Here is a 17,659-nt window from a genome sequence, read left to right as displayed (position 1 = left end):
GTGGCTCTCCCCGAGCGCCTGGCGGCGGTGCTGACCGATCCGCCCAGGTCCTTCTCACCTGCCCCGATCTGGTGGTGGAGCGGTGAGCCGCTCGATCCCGCGCGGCTGCGCTGGCAGCTCGAGCGGTTCGCCGCGGGTGGCGTGTACCAGCTCGTCGTCCTCAACCTCGCACCCGCGGGTACGGACCACGGCTGCGACGCCGACGATCCGCCGTTCTTCTCCGAGCGCTGGTGGGAGATCTTCCTCGGCGTGTGCGACGACGCGGCCGAGCTCGGGATGACGCTGTGGTTCTACGACCAGCTCGGGTTCTCGGGCGCCGACATCCAGGCGCGGCTGGTGGCCCGGCAACCGGCGTACGCCGGCCGTCGGTTGCACCGGCTCACAGTGACCGGGACCGGTCACCTGGAACTGGAGTGCCCGGCGGGCGGTCGCGTGGTCTCGGCGACGTCGGAGCCGTCGGTCGCGGTCACTCTTGATGCAGCCGGCGCCACCTGCGAAGCCGCGGTCGAATCGCGGTTGTCACTGTTCTACGAGACCGACCACGGGTTCGACTACCTCAGTCCGGCGGCGTGCGCGGCGTTACTCGATCGGGTCCACGGTCAGTTCGAGCGTCGCCTCGGAGATCGGCTCGGCACCGTGGTCGTCGGATCGTTCCAGGACGAACTGCCGTCGGTGCCGACCTGGTCCGCAGACTTCGCCGACCGCTTCCAGGCCCGGTACGGCTACGACCTGCGGGACCGGCTCGAGGCGCTGTGGGATCTCGGCGTACCAGGTGGGGATCAGGTGCGGCGGGACTATCACGCGCTGCGGTCCGCCTTGGCCGAGGACGCGTTCTTCCGGCCGTTGCACGAGTGGCACGACAAGCACGGGTTGATCGTCGGCTGCGACCAGCAAGACCCGGCCCGGGCGGGGCGTCCGGTAGAAGGCGTCCAGTTGTACGCCGATTACCCGCGAACGCACCGCTGGTTCAGTGCGCCGGGCTCGGATCACCACGGTGACGCACGGATCCACTCCTCGCTGGCACACCTGTACGAACGGCCGCGGACCTGGATCGAGGCGTTCCATTCCACTGGTTGGGGCGGCACGCTGGAGGAGACGTTCGACTGGTTGCTGCCGTGGTTGCGGACCGGGGCGACGCTCTACAACCCGCACGCGGTCTACTACACGACCCGCGCTGGGTGGTGGGAGTGGGCGCCGCCGTCGACGGACTGGCGGCAGCCGTACTGGCGGCATCACAAGGTGTTCGCGGACGCGGTGTCGCGGTTGTGCGCCGCCCTGTCGCTCGGACGTCACCTGTGCGATGTCGCCGTACTGTTCCCGAACGCGACGGCGCAGGCGGACCTGGGTCTCGACGGTCCGGGGCCGTCCGCCGTGCGAGCCCAGCAGGTGTACCGCGAACTGGTCGGTGACGCGACCTGGTTCGCGCCGGTGCTCGGCGTGCTCGATCGTGCCCGCATCGACGCGGACGTCATCGACGACGACTCACTGGCCGGTGCAGAGCCGAACGGTGCGAGGCTGTCCGTCGCCGCCGAGTCCTACGCGGCCGTCGTGTTGCCTGCGGCAACCGTGCTCGAGGACGCCGTGACCGAGCGGCTGCAGGAGTTCGTCGCCGCGGGCGGCCTGCTGGTCGCGGTGGAGGTCGTTCCGCCGGGACTGGAGGGTCAGGCCGTTCTGGTGAGTACGGCCGCGGAGGTGCCCGCCGCGCTGGCACGACTGTCGCGGCGGGTCGAGTCGGAGCTGCCGGTCCTCACTCGCCAGGTCGATGACGCGCTGGTCGTTTTCGTCGCAGCCTCCGAATGGTCCGCCACCCAGATCGACGGCGAGCCGGTCGGTCGTGGCATCAGCCACGAGTGGGCCGACGTCGGCTATTCGTTCGACCCTGGGCGCTACCTGCGGGAGACGACGCTGCGCGTCCGGGACGTGCCCGGCCCACCGGTACTCGTGGACCCGTTCGACGGATCGTCGCGGCCGCTCACGCATCGGTCGGTCGCGCCGGGTGTCACGGAGGTCGTCGTACCGTTCACCCAGGGACCGGCCGGCCTGGTGGTATTTGCCTCCGGCAACCAAGAGGCCGAGGTGGGTGAGCCGGTGGAGTGGTCCGCCGAGCCGCTCGCAGGGGATTGGGACACACAGCTGGTCCCGACGCTCGACAACACCTGGGGAGACTTCGCCTGGCCGGCGTCCGGCCCGTCCGCCGAGACGGTCGAGGTGTGGGCCCTCGCGCATCGCCTCGAGGGCGAGACGGAGTGGAGACCGGCGCACGCGACGTTCGGACCGCACGGCCTGATCGACGGTACGCCGATCGAGTACTCCGAGAGGCTCGGGATCCGCAAGGACCACATCCATCGCCACGCGCTCGGTCCCAAAGGCCATGTGCCCGAGGAGTTCCTCGACTTCGGAGTGGTCGGTCCGGGCCGCACAGTGGTGTTCACAGCGGAGTTCGAGCTGCCCGCGGATCTCGCGGCGACGGCTGTGGTCGCTGCTCCCGCCGCAAAGGAACTCGTGATCGACGGGCAGGTGCTGCCGGTCACGGACGACGGCGGCCAGTTCGGGTCGGCGCCGGCCGTACTCACGGCTGGGCGGCACCAGCTCGAGCTGCGGCTGACTCCGGCGACGGAGCTTCCACTCCGCGCGAGTCTCGCGTTCGTCCACGACCTGGCGGCGTACCGCCGGCCGGAGTGGATCGCGGCCGCCGAGCTTCCGGTTCCCGGGACCGCGATCCAGTTCAGCACGACCGTCGTACCGGCGGAGCAGACGGAGCTCACGCTGACCGCGTGGGGTTTGGCGCGGGTGCTGGTGAACGGCCAGGAGGTCGGGCGCCAGGGCGGCTTCCTGCCGTACGAACGGACAACACCGCGGGTACGGCGGTACGACGCAGCTGCCGCGCTCCGGCCGGGTGTGGAGAACACGGTCACGATCGAGGTCGCCGGGGCCGAGCCGATCCTGGTCGACGGGGTGGTCATCTCCGACCACGACTGGCAGGCCTCGGTGGGCGGACGAACGGTGGCCACGGTTCGGGAGCGGCGGCAACATCGCTCGCACGCCGACCTGTACCTGACCCGTCGGCCGCACCCGCTGCCACCGGCCGCGTGGCTGGACGCCACGTCCTTCGACGGTTTCGTCGAGCCGATCACCTTCGCCGTACCGCGAGCAGAGCAGGAGCGGACCGAGCACCTGCGCTTCGACCTGCCGCCTGGGACTGTCCAGCTCGACCTGGAGCTGAAGTGCGAGGGCGCTCTCGTCGTCGACGGGACCCGCGTGGCGAGCGGAGCCGGCCGGCTGGTGGCTGATGTCCCGGCCGGTGCTCGCGAAGCCTGCCTCATCGTGCAGAGCTCAGCGGGACACGAAGCCGGTGCGGTACTCGGTGGCCCCATCCGCGCGACCGTCGGTCCGGGCCGACTCGAGCCGGGAAACTGGGAGGACCAGGGCCTGGGTGCCTACAGCGGCGGGGTGCGCTACTCCCGCACGATCGTCGTCCCGGAAGCGGAGGCAGTCCGCCTGGATCTGGGCCGGGTCCGCGGTACCGCCGAGGTCTTCGTCGACGGCAGGTCGATCGGCGTGCGCGTCTGCTCGCCGTACAGCTACGAGCTGACCGGGGTCTCGCCGGGGCGACATGACCTCACGATCGAGGTCTTCAACACGGCTGCGCCGTACCTCGACGCTGTCAGCCCGACCCACTTCGTCTTCCCGGGCCAGAAGGTCTCTGGGCTCCTCGGCCCGGTGCAGCTGCTGATTGCGAGTAGTGGACTCGACCGACGGTAGATTCTCGCTGTCCTATCAGGAACAGAGGGGGAGATCTGCGTGATCACAAGACGTTGGGCTGCTGTCGCCGGGGCTTTGGCCGTTGCCGGGGCCGCGATCCTGGGGAGTTCGCCGGCCGGGGCCGCCACCACATCCACGGCGTCGGTCACCAAGGCTGCGGCGGTGAAGGACACGCTGCTGCCCGGGCAGAAGTTGCTGGCGTTGCAGTCGATCAAGTCGGCGAGTGGCGTGTTCACGCTGACGATGCAGCGGAACGGAAACGTGACGCTGCTGCAGCGTGGCGTGGTGGAGCCGCTGTGGATCTCCCACACGTTCCGGCCGGGATCTGTGCTCGTCATGGGCACGGACGGCGTGATGCGGATCATCTACGGCCGGACGGCGATCTGGTCGATGGGCGTGGCCAGTGCGCAGGCGAAGCTGGTGCTGCCGAACACCGGACTGCTCGGAATCTACAACACCCGCGGCAAAGCGGTCTGGAACCGGCACATGGTGATCGGGACGCTGATGCCCAACGCGCTGCTGCGTGCCCCGGAGGGCACCACCGGACGCGACGTCACCATGTACTCCGTCAACCGGGTCTACACGCTGCAGTTGCTGACGAACGGCAACCTGGTCTTCCTGAAGAACGGCAAGACCGTGCTGTGGAGCACCGGCAAGACGCAGTACCCCGGGTCCACGGCCTGGATCGACAGCAGTGGCCGGTTCGGCACCCTCAACCAGGGCGGCGACGAGACGTGGGGTTACGACAGCCGCCGCGCCGGCACCGTCGTACAAATCCGCGACGACGGCCACTTCCTCCTGATCAACGGCAAGACCATCGTCAAGACGTTCGTCTAGTAGACCTCGATGCGGTCGAGGCTGATGACCGTGCCGCCTGAGGCTGGGTTCTTGTCGCCGGTGACTCGCACCTTCAGGGTGTGGGCGCCGGCGGCGAGGGTGGGGCTGATGTACATCAGCTGCTCGCCGACGCGGATCGAGCTGTAGTAGTCGATCCGCTGCTCGGGACCGCCGTCGACGGAGATGGCGGCGATCCCGTTGCCGGTGTCGGCCACGCTGAGCAGGGCGGCGCGGGTGCCGGTGAACTGGATCGTGGCGGTGGCGTTGGTCTCGCCGCTCCAGTGGTCGTTGCCCCAGAAGCACTGGTTGCCGCAACCGGATCCCGAGCTCCAGTTCCCGGCGTACTCGACTGTGGTGTCGGTGTCGTTGATCCAGTAGTTCGAGGAGCCCGGGTCGCCGGACGGCAGGTCTTGGGTCGCGCCGGCCGCGAGTGGACGGCCCAGGTTCGGCGTGCCGTCGGCGTTCCAGGTGATCTTCTGGACTCGCGTCGTACGGAAGTCGTACGTGTAGGTGCTGGTGTTCTTGCCGTGGTACGCGATCCAGTCCTCGGTGCCGTCGGGGGACTTGAAGAACGAGTGGTGCCCGGGACCCCAGACGCCGGTCTCGTCGTTGCGGGAGAAGATCGGGCCGGCGGTCTGCACCCAGTTCGACGCGACCATCGGATCGGCGCCGTTCGCGATGCTCGTCATCCACAGTTGGTAGTCCGGCTTGCCGGTGTCGCAGGTCGAGTAGGTGAGGAAGGTACGCGTTGCGCCGTACAGCGGCGTCGGCCCCTCGCGGACCTCCGAGCAGCCGCCGTCGGCCGGGATCGCGACGCGGTCGCCAGTGGCGGTCCACGGGTTGCTCATCCGGACGATGTACAGCTGCGCCGGACCGCCTTGACCGCGGCCGGGGCCGGTCCAGACGAAGTACTGCTGGCCGTTGACGGTGATCGGCTCGCCGTCGATCGCGTACTCACCGAAGTCCGCGATCTTCGCCTTGAAGCTGTACGGCCCGAGCGGGTCGTCGCCGGCCGACTCGAGGACATACATCCGGTGATTGGCGTCGACGCCGTCCGACGCCGTGTAGTAGATGTACCAACGGCCCCCGACGTGCCGGAACGCCGGCGCCCACATCTGCGTGTTGCGGCTCGGATCCGAGTCCCGCCACACCACCTGCTCGGGCTGCACCAACAACGTCGCCAGACTCGGTGACGACCAGATCCCGATCCGATCGCCCCGAGTCGTCGCGACGTAGTACTTCCCGCCGTAGAACATCAACGACGGATCCGCCGACGGGTTCACCGGATTCCGGAAGGTCTGCGACGTCACCGCGTTCTCCTGACGTTCGGCAGCTCGAGCGGGCGGTGTCAGTACGCCGGCGAGCAGGACTGTGCTCAGGACAAGGCGGAGGAATCTCATGACACACCTCTCGAAACCTGGGGGCGGACCGGTCTCATACAACGTTGTACCGGCCCTTTGCCATCGTTGTAAACCCTCCGGCCAGGAACCGGAGCAGTCCAGCGGGCGTCGTACCGCGCATGAAGCTCAAGGTTCGGGTTGTGCATTACCGGCACGACTGCTGGTACGCCGACATCGACGACGCGGATGATCGTCAGCCGGACGATCCCTACTGGTACGCCGACGGCTGCCGTACGCAGGCCGAGGCGATCGCCCTCGCCTGCAGCCAGCTCGCCGCGTTCGACCAGCGGATCGCCGCCGGCGCCGACCCGGGCCGGATCAGCGAGACCCGCACGAAAGCAGCCTGACGGCTCCCTCACCAACCATCACCGAGCCCACGCGCGCCTGTACGGCGAGTAATCGCTTGTGGATAACGGGATCGGGCTGTGGGTATCTCGGTGGTTGCTGTGGACAACTGCGGTCTGGTTGTGGACGAGGCAACTAATGCGGGTGCGGATGCACATGCAGTCCGGTTGGTGAGAGAACGGTTGCCGGGACGCTGTTCTGGTGGTGAGATAGCCGTGCGCAGGATGAAACTTTACGAAGATTTATCCGTAACGCCCGGCGCGCCAGATCGTTGTTCAGTCAGGCAGTTCGCGCTCAGCGGATCGCTGGGGAATCCGGAGGTACCGCTCGTGCACCTGTTCAACCCGCCACCCGACTGGCCCGAGCCGCCCAGTGCAACCTGGCGCCCGCCGGTCGGCTGGGAGCCTGACCCGACCTGGCCCGACGCACCGGCCGGCTGGGGCTTCTGGACCAACCGCAGCGGCCGCCGCAGCATCGGCCCGATCGGGGCGTACGGCGCGGTCGACGCCGGCCGGCTCGAGCTGGCCACCGCCGACCCGGCCCTGCTGCTGATGCACTCCTGATCGTCCACTCCGGCTCCCGCACGCCCATCGGCTGCGGGAGCCGTGTTGTGTCCGCGTTCGGCCACAACGCTGGCGCTGTCTTACCGTCTTCTGGTGTTATGTTATCAACCTAGATAACAGTCACTCGGGAGGCGTTTCGTGGGCTGGATCGGTGTCGATCTCGGCACGCAAAGTGTGCGCGCCGTGCTGGCCGATGCCAAGGGGAGCGTGCTGGCACGGGCAACGCGCCCACTGACCAGCCATCGCAACGGCGTCCGGCACGAGCAGGATCCGCAGACCTGGCTCGCCGCCGTCGACGAGGTCCTGGCCGAGGTCGCCGCCACCGAGCTCGACGGCATCGCGATCTGCTCCACCTCCGGCACCTTCCTCCTGACCGACCGCGCCGGCCGGCCCGTCACTCCCGCCCTGATGTACGACGACGCCCGCGCAGCCGCCCGTCGCGACCACATCGTGGACGCGGACCCGGATCGCTGGGCCACGAGCATGCAACCCACCTGGGCGCTGCCCAAGATCCTCGATCTCGTCGCGGACGGTCACGACCTGACCGATCGCCGCGTCGTCCACAGCGCCGACTTCGTCGCGGCCCACCTCGTCGGCCACCCGGTCGCCACCGACACCAGCCACGCCCTCAAGACCGGCTACGACCTGATCGCCGACGCCTGGCCGACCGCTGCCTTCGACAAACTCGGCCTGCCGCTGTCCGCGTTCCCCGAGGTCGTCCGCCCCGGCACCGAGCTCGGCCGCACCCCCGCCGGCGTACCCGTCCACGCAGGCATGACCGACGGCTGCGCCGCCCAGATCGCCGCCGGCGCCCTCACTCCCGGCGCCTGGAACTCGGTCCTCGGTACGACGCTCGTCCTCAAAGGCGTCAGCAACGACCTCCTCACCGACCCGACTGGCGCCGTCTACAGCCACCGCCACCCGGACGGCGGCTGGCTCCCCGGCGGCGCGTCCAGCACCGGCGCCGGCGTACTCACCGAACTCCTCCCCGGAGCCGACCTCGACGCCCTCGACCGCGCCGCCGGCCCGATCGACGCGGTCACTTACCCACTGACGAAGACCGGCGAACGATTCCCCTTCGTTGCACCCCAAGCCGAACGCTTCACCCTCGGCAGCACCCCCGACGACCTGCACGTGTACGCCGCTGTCCTGCAAGGCGTCGCCTTCATCGAGCGACTTGCCTTCGACCACCTGCAAACTCTCGGCGCGGACCCGGTCCGCTCGGTCTCGCTGACCGGCGGCGCCACCCGGAGCGGCTATTGGAACCAGATCCGCGCGGACGTCCTCGGCGTACCCGTAGAGCTTCCCGCCGTACCGGATCCGGCGTACGGCATGGCGATCCTGGCTGCGTCTGGCGGGACGGACCTCACCGGCACCGCGCGACGGATGGTCCGCGTGGACCGCGTCCTCGAGCCGCGCGGATCTCGACTCGACGAGTTGTACGGCGAGTTTGTCGCGGAGCTCGACCGTCGGGGGTACAGAGGATGAGAACGACGATCGTGCTGGCCCGCCACGGCCGGACCGAATGGCATCACGGCAACCGGTACACCGGTTCGACGGACCTCCCGATCGACGAGGTCGGCGTACGGCAGGCTGAGCAATTGAAGGAATGGGCCACGGACTACGCGCCGGACGCGCTCTGGGCGTCGCCGATGTTGCGCGCCCGCCAGACCGTCACGCCGACCGCGGAGGCGCTCGGTCTGACACCGACCCTCGACGCTCGGCTGCGTGAGGTCGATTTCGGCTCGGCCGAGGGGAAGATGCTCAGCGAACTGCCGCCCGCGGTGGCGAAGGCGTTCCAGCTCGACCCGGTGCGGGACCACTTCCCGGGTGGCGAGGATCCGGTCGCGGCGGCCGATCGGGTGTACGAGGTGTTCCAGGAGATCGGGCGGCGGCACGAGGGCGAGAAGGTCCTCGCCGTCGCGCACAACACGCTCATCCGGTTGCTCGTGTGCAGGGTGCTCGGTCTGCGACTGAACGACTACCGCAGACTGCTACCTGCGCTCGGTCCCGCGGCGCTGGTGCGTTTCCGGTGGCAGGACGGCACAGTGGGTCTCGAGGCGTACAACGTTCCCGCACTACGTTTGGAGACCCAGGCATGACATCGGATGTCGACGACACCGCCGAGCTGAGCCGTCCCGCGCGCCGGCAGGCCGAGATCGCGGCGTACGTCGTGAAGAACGGCTCGGTCTCGGCCAACGACCTGGTCGAGGCGTTCGGGGTGAGCGTGATGACGGTGCACCGCGACCTGGACGAGCTCGAGCGGCAGGGCGTGGTCCGCAAGTACCGCGGTGGCGTGAGCGCACAGCCGACCAGCGTGTTCGAGAGCAACGTGGCGTACCGGCTGAACACCGCCCACGCGGAGAAGGCCGCGATCGCCCGGCATGCGCGGGCGATGATCGAGCCCGGGATGTCGGTGATGCTCGACGACTCGACCAGCGCGCTGTCCCTGGTCGACCTGTTCGAAGACATCACTCCGTTGACCGTGGCAACGAACTTCCTGCCCGCGATCACCCGGCTGGCCCAGCTCCGCGACATCACGCTGCTGGCACTCGGCGGGATCTACTCGGCGACCCACGACTCGTTCGGCGGGATGCCGTGCGCGGAGGCCGTCGAGGCGCTGCACACCGACCTGCTGTTCTGCTCGGTCTCGGCGGTGTCGCCGACGCACGCCTTCCACCAGGAAGAGGAGATCGTCCTGGTCAAGCGGGCCATGCTGCGGTCGGCGAAGACCAAGGTGCTGCTGGTCGACCACGCCAAGCTGCAGCGCACCGCCCTGCACCGACTCGCCCCGCTCACCGACTTCGACGTGGTGATCGTGGACGAGAAGACCCCTGACGACCTGATCCGACCGCTGCGCGAGCACGGCGCAACGGTGGAGGTCGCCAAACTCTAGGAGGGGTATATGGACGTCGGAGTCGACGTCGGCACCACCGTGACCAAGGCCGTCGCGTTCGACGACGCCGGTCGTCCGGTGGCCGAGGCATCCCGGCCGACCCGGCTGGTCCGGTCCGGGATCGGGCGGTTCGAGCACGAGACCGCCGAGATCGTTGCCTCGGTCAACGAAGTGGTCAAGGAGCTGTCAGCCACGGTGGGGGACCGGCCCGGCGTCCTGGCTATCACTGCCCAAGGTGACGGCCTCTGGCTCGTCGATGCCGACGGTACGCCGGTACGCCCGGCGATCTCCTGGTTGGATGCGCGAAGCAGTGCGATCCTCGAGCGCTGGACCGCGGACGGCGTTGCGGAAAAGGTGTTCCGGCGATCCGGCAACCGGATGTTCCCGGGTGCTTCGGGTCCGCTGCTGGCCGCCGTACTCGCGGAAGAGCCCGACGTGATCGCGCGCGCCGGCACAGCGGCGTACTGCAAGGACGTCGTGATGCAGGCGCTGACCGGGGTGCGGGCAACGGATGTCTCCGATGCGTCGGCGCCGTTCCTCGATCCCAGGACTGGTGGGTACGACGACGAGGCGCTGCAGGCGACCGGTCTGACTGAGCTGCGGCATCTCCTCGCGCCGGTTGCCCCTGCCGGTCCGGTCGGCGAACTGCGGGACGACTCGACCGGCATGGCTCGCGGCACCAGGGTGTCGTCCGGACCGTACGACCTCCCCGCCGCAGCCGCCGGCGCCGGTGTGACCGAGCCCGGAGACGCTTTGTTGACTGTCGGTACAACGTTGGCCTGCCAGGTCATCACCCGGGACTTACCTGTCGACGGCGAGCCCGCCGGTCTGTTCCTCGGTACGTGGACGCCTGGCGTCTGGCTGCGCGCGATGCCCGCGATGGTTGGTACGGCGGCTCTCGACCGCGTGCTCGCACTCGTCGGTGCCGATACCGATCGCCTCCCGTCGCTGCTCGCGGATAGTCCACCCGGCGCTTCCGGCGTGACAGTCCTGCCGTATCTGTCGGAGGCCGGTGAACGTGCTCCGTTCGTCGACACCCGCGCCCGCGGCACGATCGATGGCATCTCGCTGTCCACGACCACGGCCGACCTGGTCCGCGCGACCTGCGAAGGGATCGCATACGCCGCTCGCCACTGCCTCGACGCAGCCGGGTGGACCGGTCGAGTGACGGTCTGCGGCGGCGGCGCCCGGAGTAGCGAGTGGACTCAGATCCTGGCCGACGTACTGAACGCGCCATTGCACACGGCCGAGGCCGAACAGGTCGCCGCGCGCGGTGCGGTGATCTGCGCGCGGCGTGCCGTCGACCCGGACAGCGCCGGCCCGCAGTGGATCGCCGAGACCCGCCAGGTCGACCCGGACCCGGAGCGCGCCGCGTTCTACGCCGAGGGATACGCCCACTACCTGCGCCGGATCGAGGCAGCCCGCCCACGCTGGGCCGACCCAGCACCTACCTTCCCGGGAGATCGATGAGAACCGTCAAGACCCTGCTTGCTGGCGACCATTTCGTTCGCAACCAGCTGCTCGCCGCTGCCCTCACGGCGATCCCGGATGTGGACTTCGACTTTCGTGAGGTGACGCTGCCCTGGCCGTTGACGCCGTACGGACGCGTTGCCGAGGTGGACGAGGCCAGCGACGTGGAGGACCAGCTGATCGAGGCGTTGGCCGGGGTCGAGCTCGCGGTCACGCAGATGGGTCCGTTCACCGAGCGGGTGCTGAAGACCGCGCCCGACCTGCGCTACCTGGTCGTGTGCCGAGGCGGTCCGGTGAACGTGAATGTGCCTGCGGCAACCAAACGTGGGATCCAGGTCGCCTCGACACCTGGACGGAACGCGGTCGCTGCTGCGGAGCACGCGGTCGCGTTGATGATGGGTGCCTTGCGCAACATTCCGCGATTGCAACGGACGCTGGAGCAGGGCGAGTGGCGATCCGACCTCTATGCGTACGACGAATGCGGGGTCGAGCTCGACGGATCCACAGTCGGACTGATTGGGTACGGCGCGATCGGGCAACGGGTCGCACGAGTGATGCTGGCCTTCGGTGCGCACGTCCTGGTCGCCGATCCGTTTGTCGATCAGGCTCCTTCAGGCATTGAGCTCGTCGAGCTGGACGAGTTGCTGCGACGGTCCGACGTGGTGACTCTGCATGCCCGGCTGACCGACGAGACCCGCGGGATGATCGGTGCGGAGCAGATCGCGTCGATGCCGCGAGGCGCCGTACTCGTGAACACCGCGCGTGGTGGATTGCTCGACTACGATGCGACGGTTGACGCGTTGGAGTCGGGTCAGCTGGGCGCGGCGGCGTTCGACGTGTTCCCGTCCGAGCCGCTGCCGGCGGGGTCGCGGTTGCTGACGGCACCGAACATCGTGATGACCCCGCACCTGGCCGGCGCGACCCGCCAAACCGCACATCGCGCCGCATCGATCGCGGCGGAGGCGGTGGCGGCGTTCCTGGCCGGGAAGGACCCGGTGGGAGTGGTGTCCGCGTAGTCGGGCACAGGATTGGGATTATGAAGCTGGCAACATCGAGTACCTGGACCGAGCTTCTGCTGCTGCTGATCGCGTTCGTGCTGTCGATGGTCATCGGCATCGAGCGGCAGGTGCGGCAGAAGAGCGCCGGGATGCGGACGCATACCCTTGTCGGCACGGGTGCCGCCTTGTTCACGTTGGTCTCGGGATTCGGCTTCAGCTCCGTCCTCGGGACCGACGTCAACCTCGACCCGTCCCGGATCGCGGCCCAGATCGTCTCCGGAGTGGGCTTCCTCGGCGCCGGGGTGATCTTCATGCGCCGGGACGCGGTCCGCGGGCTGACGACCGCCGCGACCATCTGGATGACCGCCGCGATCGGGATGGCGTGCGGAGCCGGGATGCCGGTGTTGGCGGTCGCCGCGACGGTGCTGCATCTGGTCGCGGTCGGCCCGTTCGCCCGGCTCGGCCGATTCCTGCCGTCGCCGGACCGCCGCCGCATCGTCACGGTGCGGTACGACGACGGGAACGGCGTACTGCGGTCGATCCTGTCGACCGCGACGTCGATGGGGTTCGAGGCGTCGGTGCTCGGCACCGAGGTGCATCGTGACGGTGATCGGCCGCAGGTCCGCGCCGCGATGCGGTTCAGCGGCCGGCTGCCGCTGCAGAACCTGGTGATCGCGCTCGGCGAGCTCGACGGCGTCACCGGGGTCCGGCTGCGCAACGACGACGACGATTGACCGGGCTTGCGCTTGGCGATGTGATTTTGGTGAGAAAATCACATTGTTCATCTGTACGACACCAAAAAACGGTGATAATTTCACCGACGTGCTGATCGCCCCGTCATCCGATGACCTCCGTGCGCTGGCCCTTCAGCTGGCGCTGGCAGCCGGCGGCGAGCTGCTCGCCCGCCGGCACGGACTGTCGATCGATGCCATTGGCATCGAAACCAAGACCTCCGCCAGCGACCCGGTCAGCGCCGCCGACCGCGCCTCCGAGAAGGTGATCGCGGACGGTCTGATCGCGGCCCGGCCCGGCGACGGCCTGCTCGGTGAAGAGGGTGCCGCCCGGCCGTCGGAGACCGGCCTCACCTGGGTGATCGACCCGCTGGACGGGACAGTGAACTACCTCTACGGCCGACTCGACTGGTGTGTCTCCATCGCGGTCCAGGACGAAGCCGGAGCCCTGGCCGGCGTGGTTCACCAGCCTCGGACCGGCATCACCTGGTCCGCGATCCGTGCAGGCGGTGCCCGGCGCGACGACGTTGTACTCGGCCCACCGCGAGACGTCGAGCTGGCCGGCGCCCTCGTGAGCACCGGCTTCTCGTACCTCGCCGACCGTCGTGCGGAGCAAGGTGACCACCTTCGCCGCGTGCTGCCCGCCGTACGGGATGTGCGCCGCGGTGGGTCGGCCGCGCTCGACCTGTGCTCTGTCGCCGACGGTACGGCGGATGCGTACTACGAGCACGTGATCCAGCCCTGGGACATCGCCGCCGGAGCCCTGATCGCCGCCGAGGCCGGCGCCGAGATCATCAGCGGACCCGGGACCGCCTTCCCGAACGGCGTCTTGGCGGCGGCGCCTGCACTGGCCGCCGGCCTTCTCGATCTGCTCACGACCCCTAGGAGGTCGGTGTGACGGTAGTAGACCTGCCGGCGCGGACGCATCCGGATGAACGAACAGTTGCCACGGGCGACGATCAGCTGAAACGCCGGCGCCGGCGCGAGTACGGGCTGTTCGCGCTGCTGGTTGCGCCGAACCTGCTGGTGATCGCGGTCTTCGCGTACTGGCCGATCATCTACAACGCGTTCCTCAGCCTGACCGACTGGAACATGATCGCCGCCCGGCCGAAGTTCATCGGGCTGGCGAACTACGGCCGTACCCTGACCGACCCGGCGTTCCACAAGACGCTGTGGATCACGGTCGTCTTCACCGGCCTGATCGTGGTCGGCAGCCTGATCATCGGCCTGGCGCTGGCGTTCCTGTTCAACCTGCCGCTGAAGGGCCGCGGCGCGGTCCGGACGATCGCGTTCGCGCCGCACATCCTGTCCGGCGCCGCGGTTGCGACCATCTGGGCGTTCATCTTCGACCCGGGATACGGCCTGATGCGGGCGCTGATCGAGCCGTTCGGCGCGGAGCCGCCGGACTGGATGAACAACTCCGACTGGGCCTTGCCCGGACTCGTCATCGTCTACCTGTGGAAGAACGTAGGCTTCGCCGCGCTGATCTACCTGGCCGGCCTGCAGGGCCTGCCGAAGGAGCTCGACGAGGCGGCCGCGATCGACGGGGCTTCGACCTGGACCCGGTTCCGGGCGATCAAGCTCCCGTTGCTCGCCCCGATCACCTTCTTCCTGCTGATCACCACGGTGATCGGCACGTTCCAGGCCTTCGACGTGATCGCGGTGATGACCGGTGGTGGCCCTGGTGATGCCACCACCACGCTGAGCTGGTCGATCTACAACGAGGGTTTCCAGGCGTTCAACGCGGGCCGCGCGGCGACGCTGTCGATCATCATGTTCGTCATCCTGCTGGTCGTCACCACGGTGCAGGCCAAGGTGATGGAGAGGCGGGTGCACTACCGATGAAGACGCGCGCGATTCAGTACGTCGTACTGGTCGGTGTGGCGGCCGTGTTCCTCGGACCGCTGTACTGGTTGGTGTCCACGGCGTTCAAGGAACCGAGTCAGATCTACCAGTGGCCGCCGGCCTGGTGGCCGCACCTGACCTGGGAGAACTTCAGCCTGGCCTGGAAGGCCGCGCCGTTCGACCGGTTCTTCCTCAACTCCACGATCATCACGGTGGTGGGTACGGCGCTGAAAGTGATCAACGCCGTGCTGACGGCGTACGCCTTCGCCTACTTGCGGTTCCCGTTCAAGAAGGTGCTGTTCTTCTTGGTGCTCGGGGCAATGATGGTGCCGGGTCACGTGACGCTGCTGCCGAACTACTTGACGGTGGCAACACTCGGCTGGATCAACACCTACGCCGGGCTCATCATCCCCGGCATCGGATCCGCGTTCGCGACGTTCCTGATGCGGCAGCACTTCCTGACGTTGCCGACCGAGGTGACGGACGCGGCCGCGGTCGACGGGGCGGGACACCTGCGCACGTTGTGGCGCGTCGTACTGCCGATGTCGCAGCCGATGCTGGTCACGGTAGTGGTGATCACCGCGGTCGAGGAGTGGAACAACTTCGTCTGGCCGCTGATCGTCACCAACACCGCCTCGATGCGGACGCTGCCGGTCGGGCTGCTGATCCTCAAGGACGAGGAGGGGCTCGCGGCCTGGGGCACGATCATGGCCGGCACGCTGCTGGTGCTCGCACCGATGCTGCTGATCTTCCTGATCGCCCAGCGTTACATCGTCGGCGGTATCACCCAGGGAGCTCTGAAGGGATGAGCATGCGTCGCAGGACTTTCCTCGGAGTGACAGCGGGCCTGACGCTGGCCGGCTGTGGCTACCGGTCGGTGGACGCGATCTACTCGCAACCGGCCGGTTCCGTTCCGAAGCAGTACGCCAACCGAACCCGGGTCGTGTTCTGGTCGCCGTACGGTGGGGCGAACGGCAAGGCGGTCGACACACTCGTTGCCAAGTTCAACGATTCGCAGGACGACGTGTACGTCGAGACGCAGTTCCAGGGCAGCTACGACGACGTGGCGCAGAAGGTCGCGGCCGCGCTGGTCGCGAAGCAGGCGCCGGATCTCGCCGTACTCTCCGACGTCACCTGGGAACGGTTCTTCCTGAACGACGCGCTCGAGCCGCTGAACAAGTACTTCAACGACGGTTTCGGTCCCGGGGTCTTCCAGGAGAAGCTGTTCGGCGAGTATGTGGTGAAGGGGCAGAGCTGGGCGGTCCCGTTCGCCCGCAGTACGCCGATCTTGTACTACAACCGGGATGCGTTCGAGAAGGCCGGGCTGCCGGATCGGGCGCCGCGGACCTGGAGCGAACTGCGGTCGTGGGTGCCGTCGCTGGCGAAGGTGCAGTCCGGTGGGCGGTCGTTGCGAACGATCGCGTTCGCGAAGATCGACGGGGACTGGCAGTTCCAGGGGAACGTGTGGCAGTTCGGCGGGGCGTACTCACGCGGTCTCGACGTGACGATCGACGAGGCCGGCGCGGTCGCGGCCGGCGAGTGGCAGCGGTCGATGGCGCACGATCTCGGGGCGGCGTACATGGCGAGCAGTCCGAGTACGGACTTCGCGAACGGGCTGGTCGCGGTGATCCAGGAATCGACCGGTGGCATGAAGACCATTAGCAGCAAGGCGAAGTTCAAGGTCGGGGCCGGGTTCATCCCGTCCGAGGTCGCGGCCGGGCTCGCCACCGGTGGCGGCGGGATCGGGATGCTGCGGAACATCTCGGACGAACGCAAGCAGGCCGCGGCAGCGTTCCTGCAGTTCCTGGCGCATCCGGACAACTCGGCCTGGTGGACAACTCAGACCGGCTACCTGCCCGTGGTGAACAAAGCCCGGGAAGACGCCGAGCTGAAGAAGCTCATCGCCGAGCAGCCCAACTACGGGGTGGCGATCGCGCAGCTGGAGAATGCGCGGCAGCAGGACGCGATCCGGTTGTACGGGCGGAACGCGAACGTGCAGATCTACACCGGGCTGCAGCAGATCTACGCGGACAACGCCAAACCGAAGCAGGTGTTCGGCTCGGTCGCGCGGCGGCTCGAGGCGATCGGCGAAGAGGTCAAACGTCTCTACGAGGAGAAGGTGCTGTGATCATCACCGGCCATCGGGGCGCGCTGGGGAGCGAGCCGGAGAACACGCTGCGATCGTTCCGCCGGGCGGTCGCGGACGGGTGCGACGAGATCGAGCTCGACCTGCGGGTGAGCGCCGACGGGGAGCTCGTGATCATGCACGACGCCACCGTCGACCGGACCACCTCCGGGTCGGGCGAGGTCGACGGTCTTACGTTGGCGGAGCTGCGGGCGTTGGATGCCGGGTTGGGGGAGCAGGTGCCGACCTGGGCCGAGGCGGTCGCGGGGATCGACGTTCGGTTTCAGGCGGAGGTGAAGGCGGAGGCCGCCGTACCGCTGCTGGCTCAGTCGCTGAAGTCGGACCCGGACCTGGCTGCGCGGACCCTGGTCACGTCGTTCCATCCGGAGATCCTGCTCGCGATGCGGCAGGCGTTCCCGGACGTGACGACCGGTCACATCTTCGGCCGTACGCCGGAGATCGCCGACGTCATCGCCCGCACCCGAGCGGCCGAGGCGAGCTGGGCCCTCTGCGGCATCGCCGGCCTGACCGCGAACGGCGTCGCCGAGCTGCACGCCGCCGACCTGAACGTCACCGCCTGGCCCGTCCCCGACCCCGAGACCCTGGCCCACGCCGTCACGCTAGGTGTCGACGGCATCACCACAGACAACCCCCACCTGCTCCCCTAGCGGACCGCCACGCACGCAG

General features: G+C 68.5%; 16 protein-coding genes. 15 read left to right on the top strand and 1 reads right to left on the bottom strand.

Translation table 11 applies throughout. From position 1 onward, the window contains the following. Both EV650_RS20850 and EV650_RS20845 read left to right on the top strand, forming a co-directional pair. Window positions 1–3,762, top strand: a complete 3,762-nt coding sequence (locus EV650_RS20850) for a hypothetical protein (protein WP_134120717.1) — start codon at window positions 1–3, stop codon at window positions 3,760–3,762. A gap of 39 nt (window positions 3,763–3,801) precedes the next feature. Continuing rightward, on the top strand, window positions 3,802–4,599 hold the full coding sequence (locus EV650_RS20845) for a hypothetical protein (protein ID WP_134120716.1): 798 nt from the start codon (window positions 3,802–3,804) through the stop codon (window positions 4,597–4,599). On the opposite strand, the gene EV650_RS20840 is transcribed toward EV650_RS20845, so the two are convergent. Beyond that, window positions 4,596–5,999 carry a glycoside hydrolase family 43 protein gene (locus EV650_RS20840; protein ID WP_134120715.1) on the bottom strand — a complete coding sequence of 468 codons (1,404 nt, stop codon included), beginning with the start codon at window positions 5,997–5,999 and terminating at the stop codon, window positions 4,596–4,598. The two genes, EV650_RS20845 and EV650_RS20840, sit on opposite strands and share 4 nt — an antisense overlap. A gap of 119 nt (window positions 6,000–6,118) precedes the next feature. Here EV650_RS20840 and EV650_RS20835 point away from each other — a divergent pair, with 119 nt between their 5' ends. The 13 genes from EV650_RS20835 to EV650_RS20775 all read left to right on the top strand — a co-directional run bounded on the left by EV650_RS20835 (window position 6,119) and on the right by EV650_RS20775 (window position 17,640). After that, entirely contained in the window at window positions 6,119–6,346 is a 228-nt protein-coding gene (locus EV650_RS20835) for a hypothetical protein (protein WP_134120714.1), read from the top strand. A 327-nt stretch (window positions 6,347–6,673) separates the two neighbouring features. Then, window positions 6,674–6,907, top strand: coding sequence for a hypothetical protein (locus EV650_RS20830; RefSeq protein WP_166678207.1), 234 nt, complete (start codon window positions 6,674–6,676; stop codon window positions 6,905–6,907). Window positions 6,908–7,045: 138 nt separating this feature from the next. Next, a complete protein-coding gene (locus EV650_RS20825; RefSeq protein ID WP_134120712.1) occupies window positions 7,046–8,395 on the top strand; it encodes an FGGY-family carbohydrate kinase in 1,350 nt (449 codons plus the stop codon). Further along, window positions 8,392–9,009: a histidine phosphatase family protein gene (locus tag EV650_RS20820; protein WP_134120711.1), complete on the top strand. Its 618-nt coding sequence runs from the start codon at window positions 8,392–8,394 to the stop codon at window positions 9,007–9,009. The genes EV650_RS20825 and EV650_RS20820 overlap by 4 nt, the downstream gene beginning before the upstream one ends. Further along, a complete protein-coding gene (locus EV650_RS20815; protein ID WP_134120710.1) occupies window positions 9,006–9,803 on the top strand; it encodes a DeoR/GlpR family DNA-binding transcription regulator in 798 nt (265 codons plus the stop codon). The genes EV650_RS20820 and EV650_RS20815 overlap by 4 nt, the downstream gene beginning before the upstream one ends. A gap of 9 nt (window positions 9,804–9,812) precedes the next feature. Continuing rightward, window positions 9,813–11,273 (top strand): FGGY-family carbohydrate kinase, encoded by a 1,461-nt coding sequence (locus EV650_RS20810; protein WP_134120709.1) that lies wholly within the window; start codon window positions 9,813–9,815, stop codon window positions 11,271–11,273. Then, window positions 11,270–12,289 carry a 2-hydroxyacid dehydrogenase gene (locus tag EV650_RS20805; protein ID WP_134120708.1) on the top strand — a complete coding sequence of 340 codons (1,020 nt, stop codon included), beginning with the start codon at window positions 11,270–11,272 and terminating at the stop codon, window positions 12,287–12,289. Before EV650_RS20810 ends, EV650_RS20805 begins: the two co-directional genes overlap by 4 nt. Before the next feature lie 20 nt (window positions 12,290–12,309). Beyond that, a complete protein-coding gene (locus EV650_RS20800) occupies window positions 12,310–13,005 on the top strand; it encodes an MgtC/SapB family protein (protein ID WP_134120707.1) in 696 nt (231 codons plus the stop codon). A gap of 88 nt (window positions 13,006–13,093) precedes the next feature. Further along, entirely contained in the window at window positions 13,094–13,900 is an 807-nt protein-coding gene (locus tag EV650_RS20795; protein ID WP_202874790.1) for an inositol monophosphatase family protein, read from the top strand. Beyond that, window positions 13,897–14,847, top strand: a complete 951-nt coding sequence (locus tag EV650_RS20790) for a carbohydrate ABC transporter permease (RefSeq protein WP_238174350.1) — start codon at window positions 13,897–13,899, stop codon at window positions 14,845–14,847. Before EV650_RS20795 ends, EV650_RS20790 begins: the two co-directional genes overlap by 4 nt. Continuing rightward, window positions 14,844–15,656, top strand: coding sequence for a carbohydrate ABC transporter permease (locus EV650_RS20785; RefSeq protein WP_134120706.1), 813 nt, complete (start codon window positions 14,844–14,846; stop codon window positions 15,654–15,656). Before EV650_RS20790 ends, EV650_RS20785 begins: the two co-directional genes overlap by 4 nt. Window positions 15,657–15,658: 2 nt before the next feature. Continuing rightward, entirely contained in the window at window positions 15,659–16,975 is a 1,317-nt protein-coding gene (locus tag EV650_RS20780) for an ABC transporter substrate-binding protein (RefSeq protein ID WP_166678227.1), read from the top strand. Next, the gene (locus EV650_RS20775) at window positions 16,972–17,640 is read left to right on the top strand and encodes a glycerophosphodiester phosphodiesterase (protein WP_134120704.1); all 669 of its coding nucleotides are present in this window, start codon (window positions 16,972–16,974) and stop codon (window positions 17,638–17,640) included. Before EV650_RS20780 ends, EV650_RS20775 begins: the two co-directional genes overlap by 4 nt. Window positions 17,641–17,659: the final 19 nt, after the last annotated feature.

The organism is Kribbella kalugense, from assembly GCF_004365875.1.
Taxonomy (GTDB): Bacteria; Actinomycetota; Actinomycetes; order Propionibacteriales; family Kribbellaceae; genus Kribbella; species Kribbella kalugense.
This window is presented reverse-complemented; position numbering and strand designations above follow the sequence as displayed.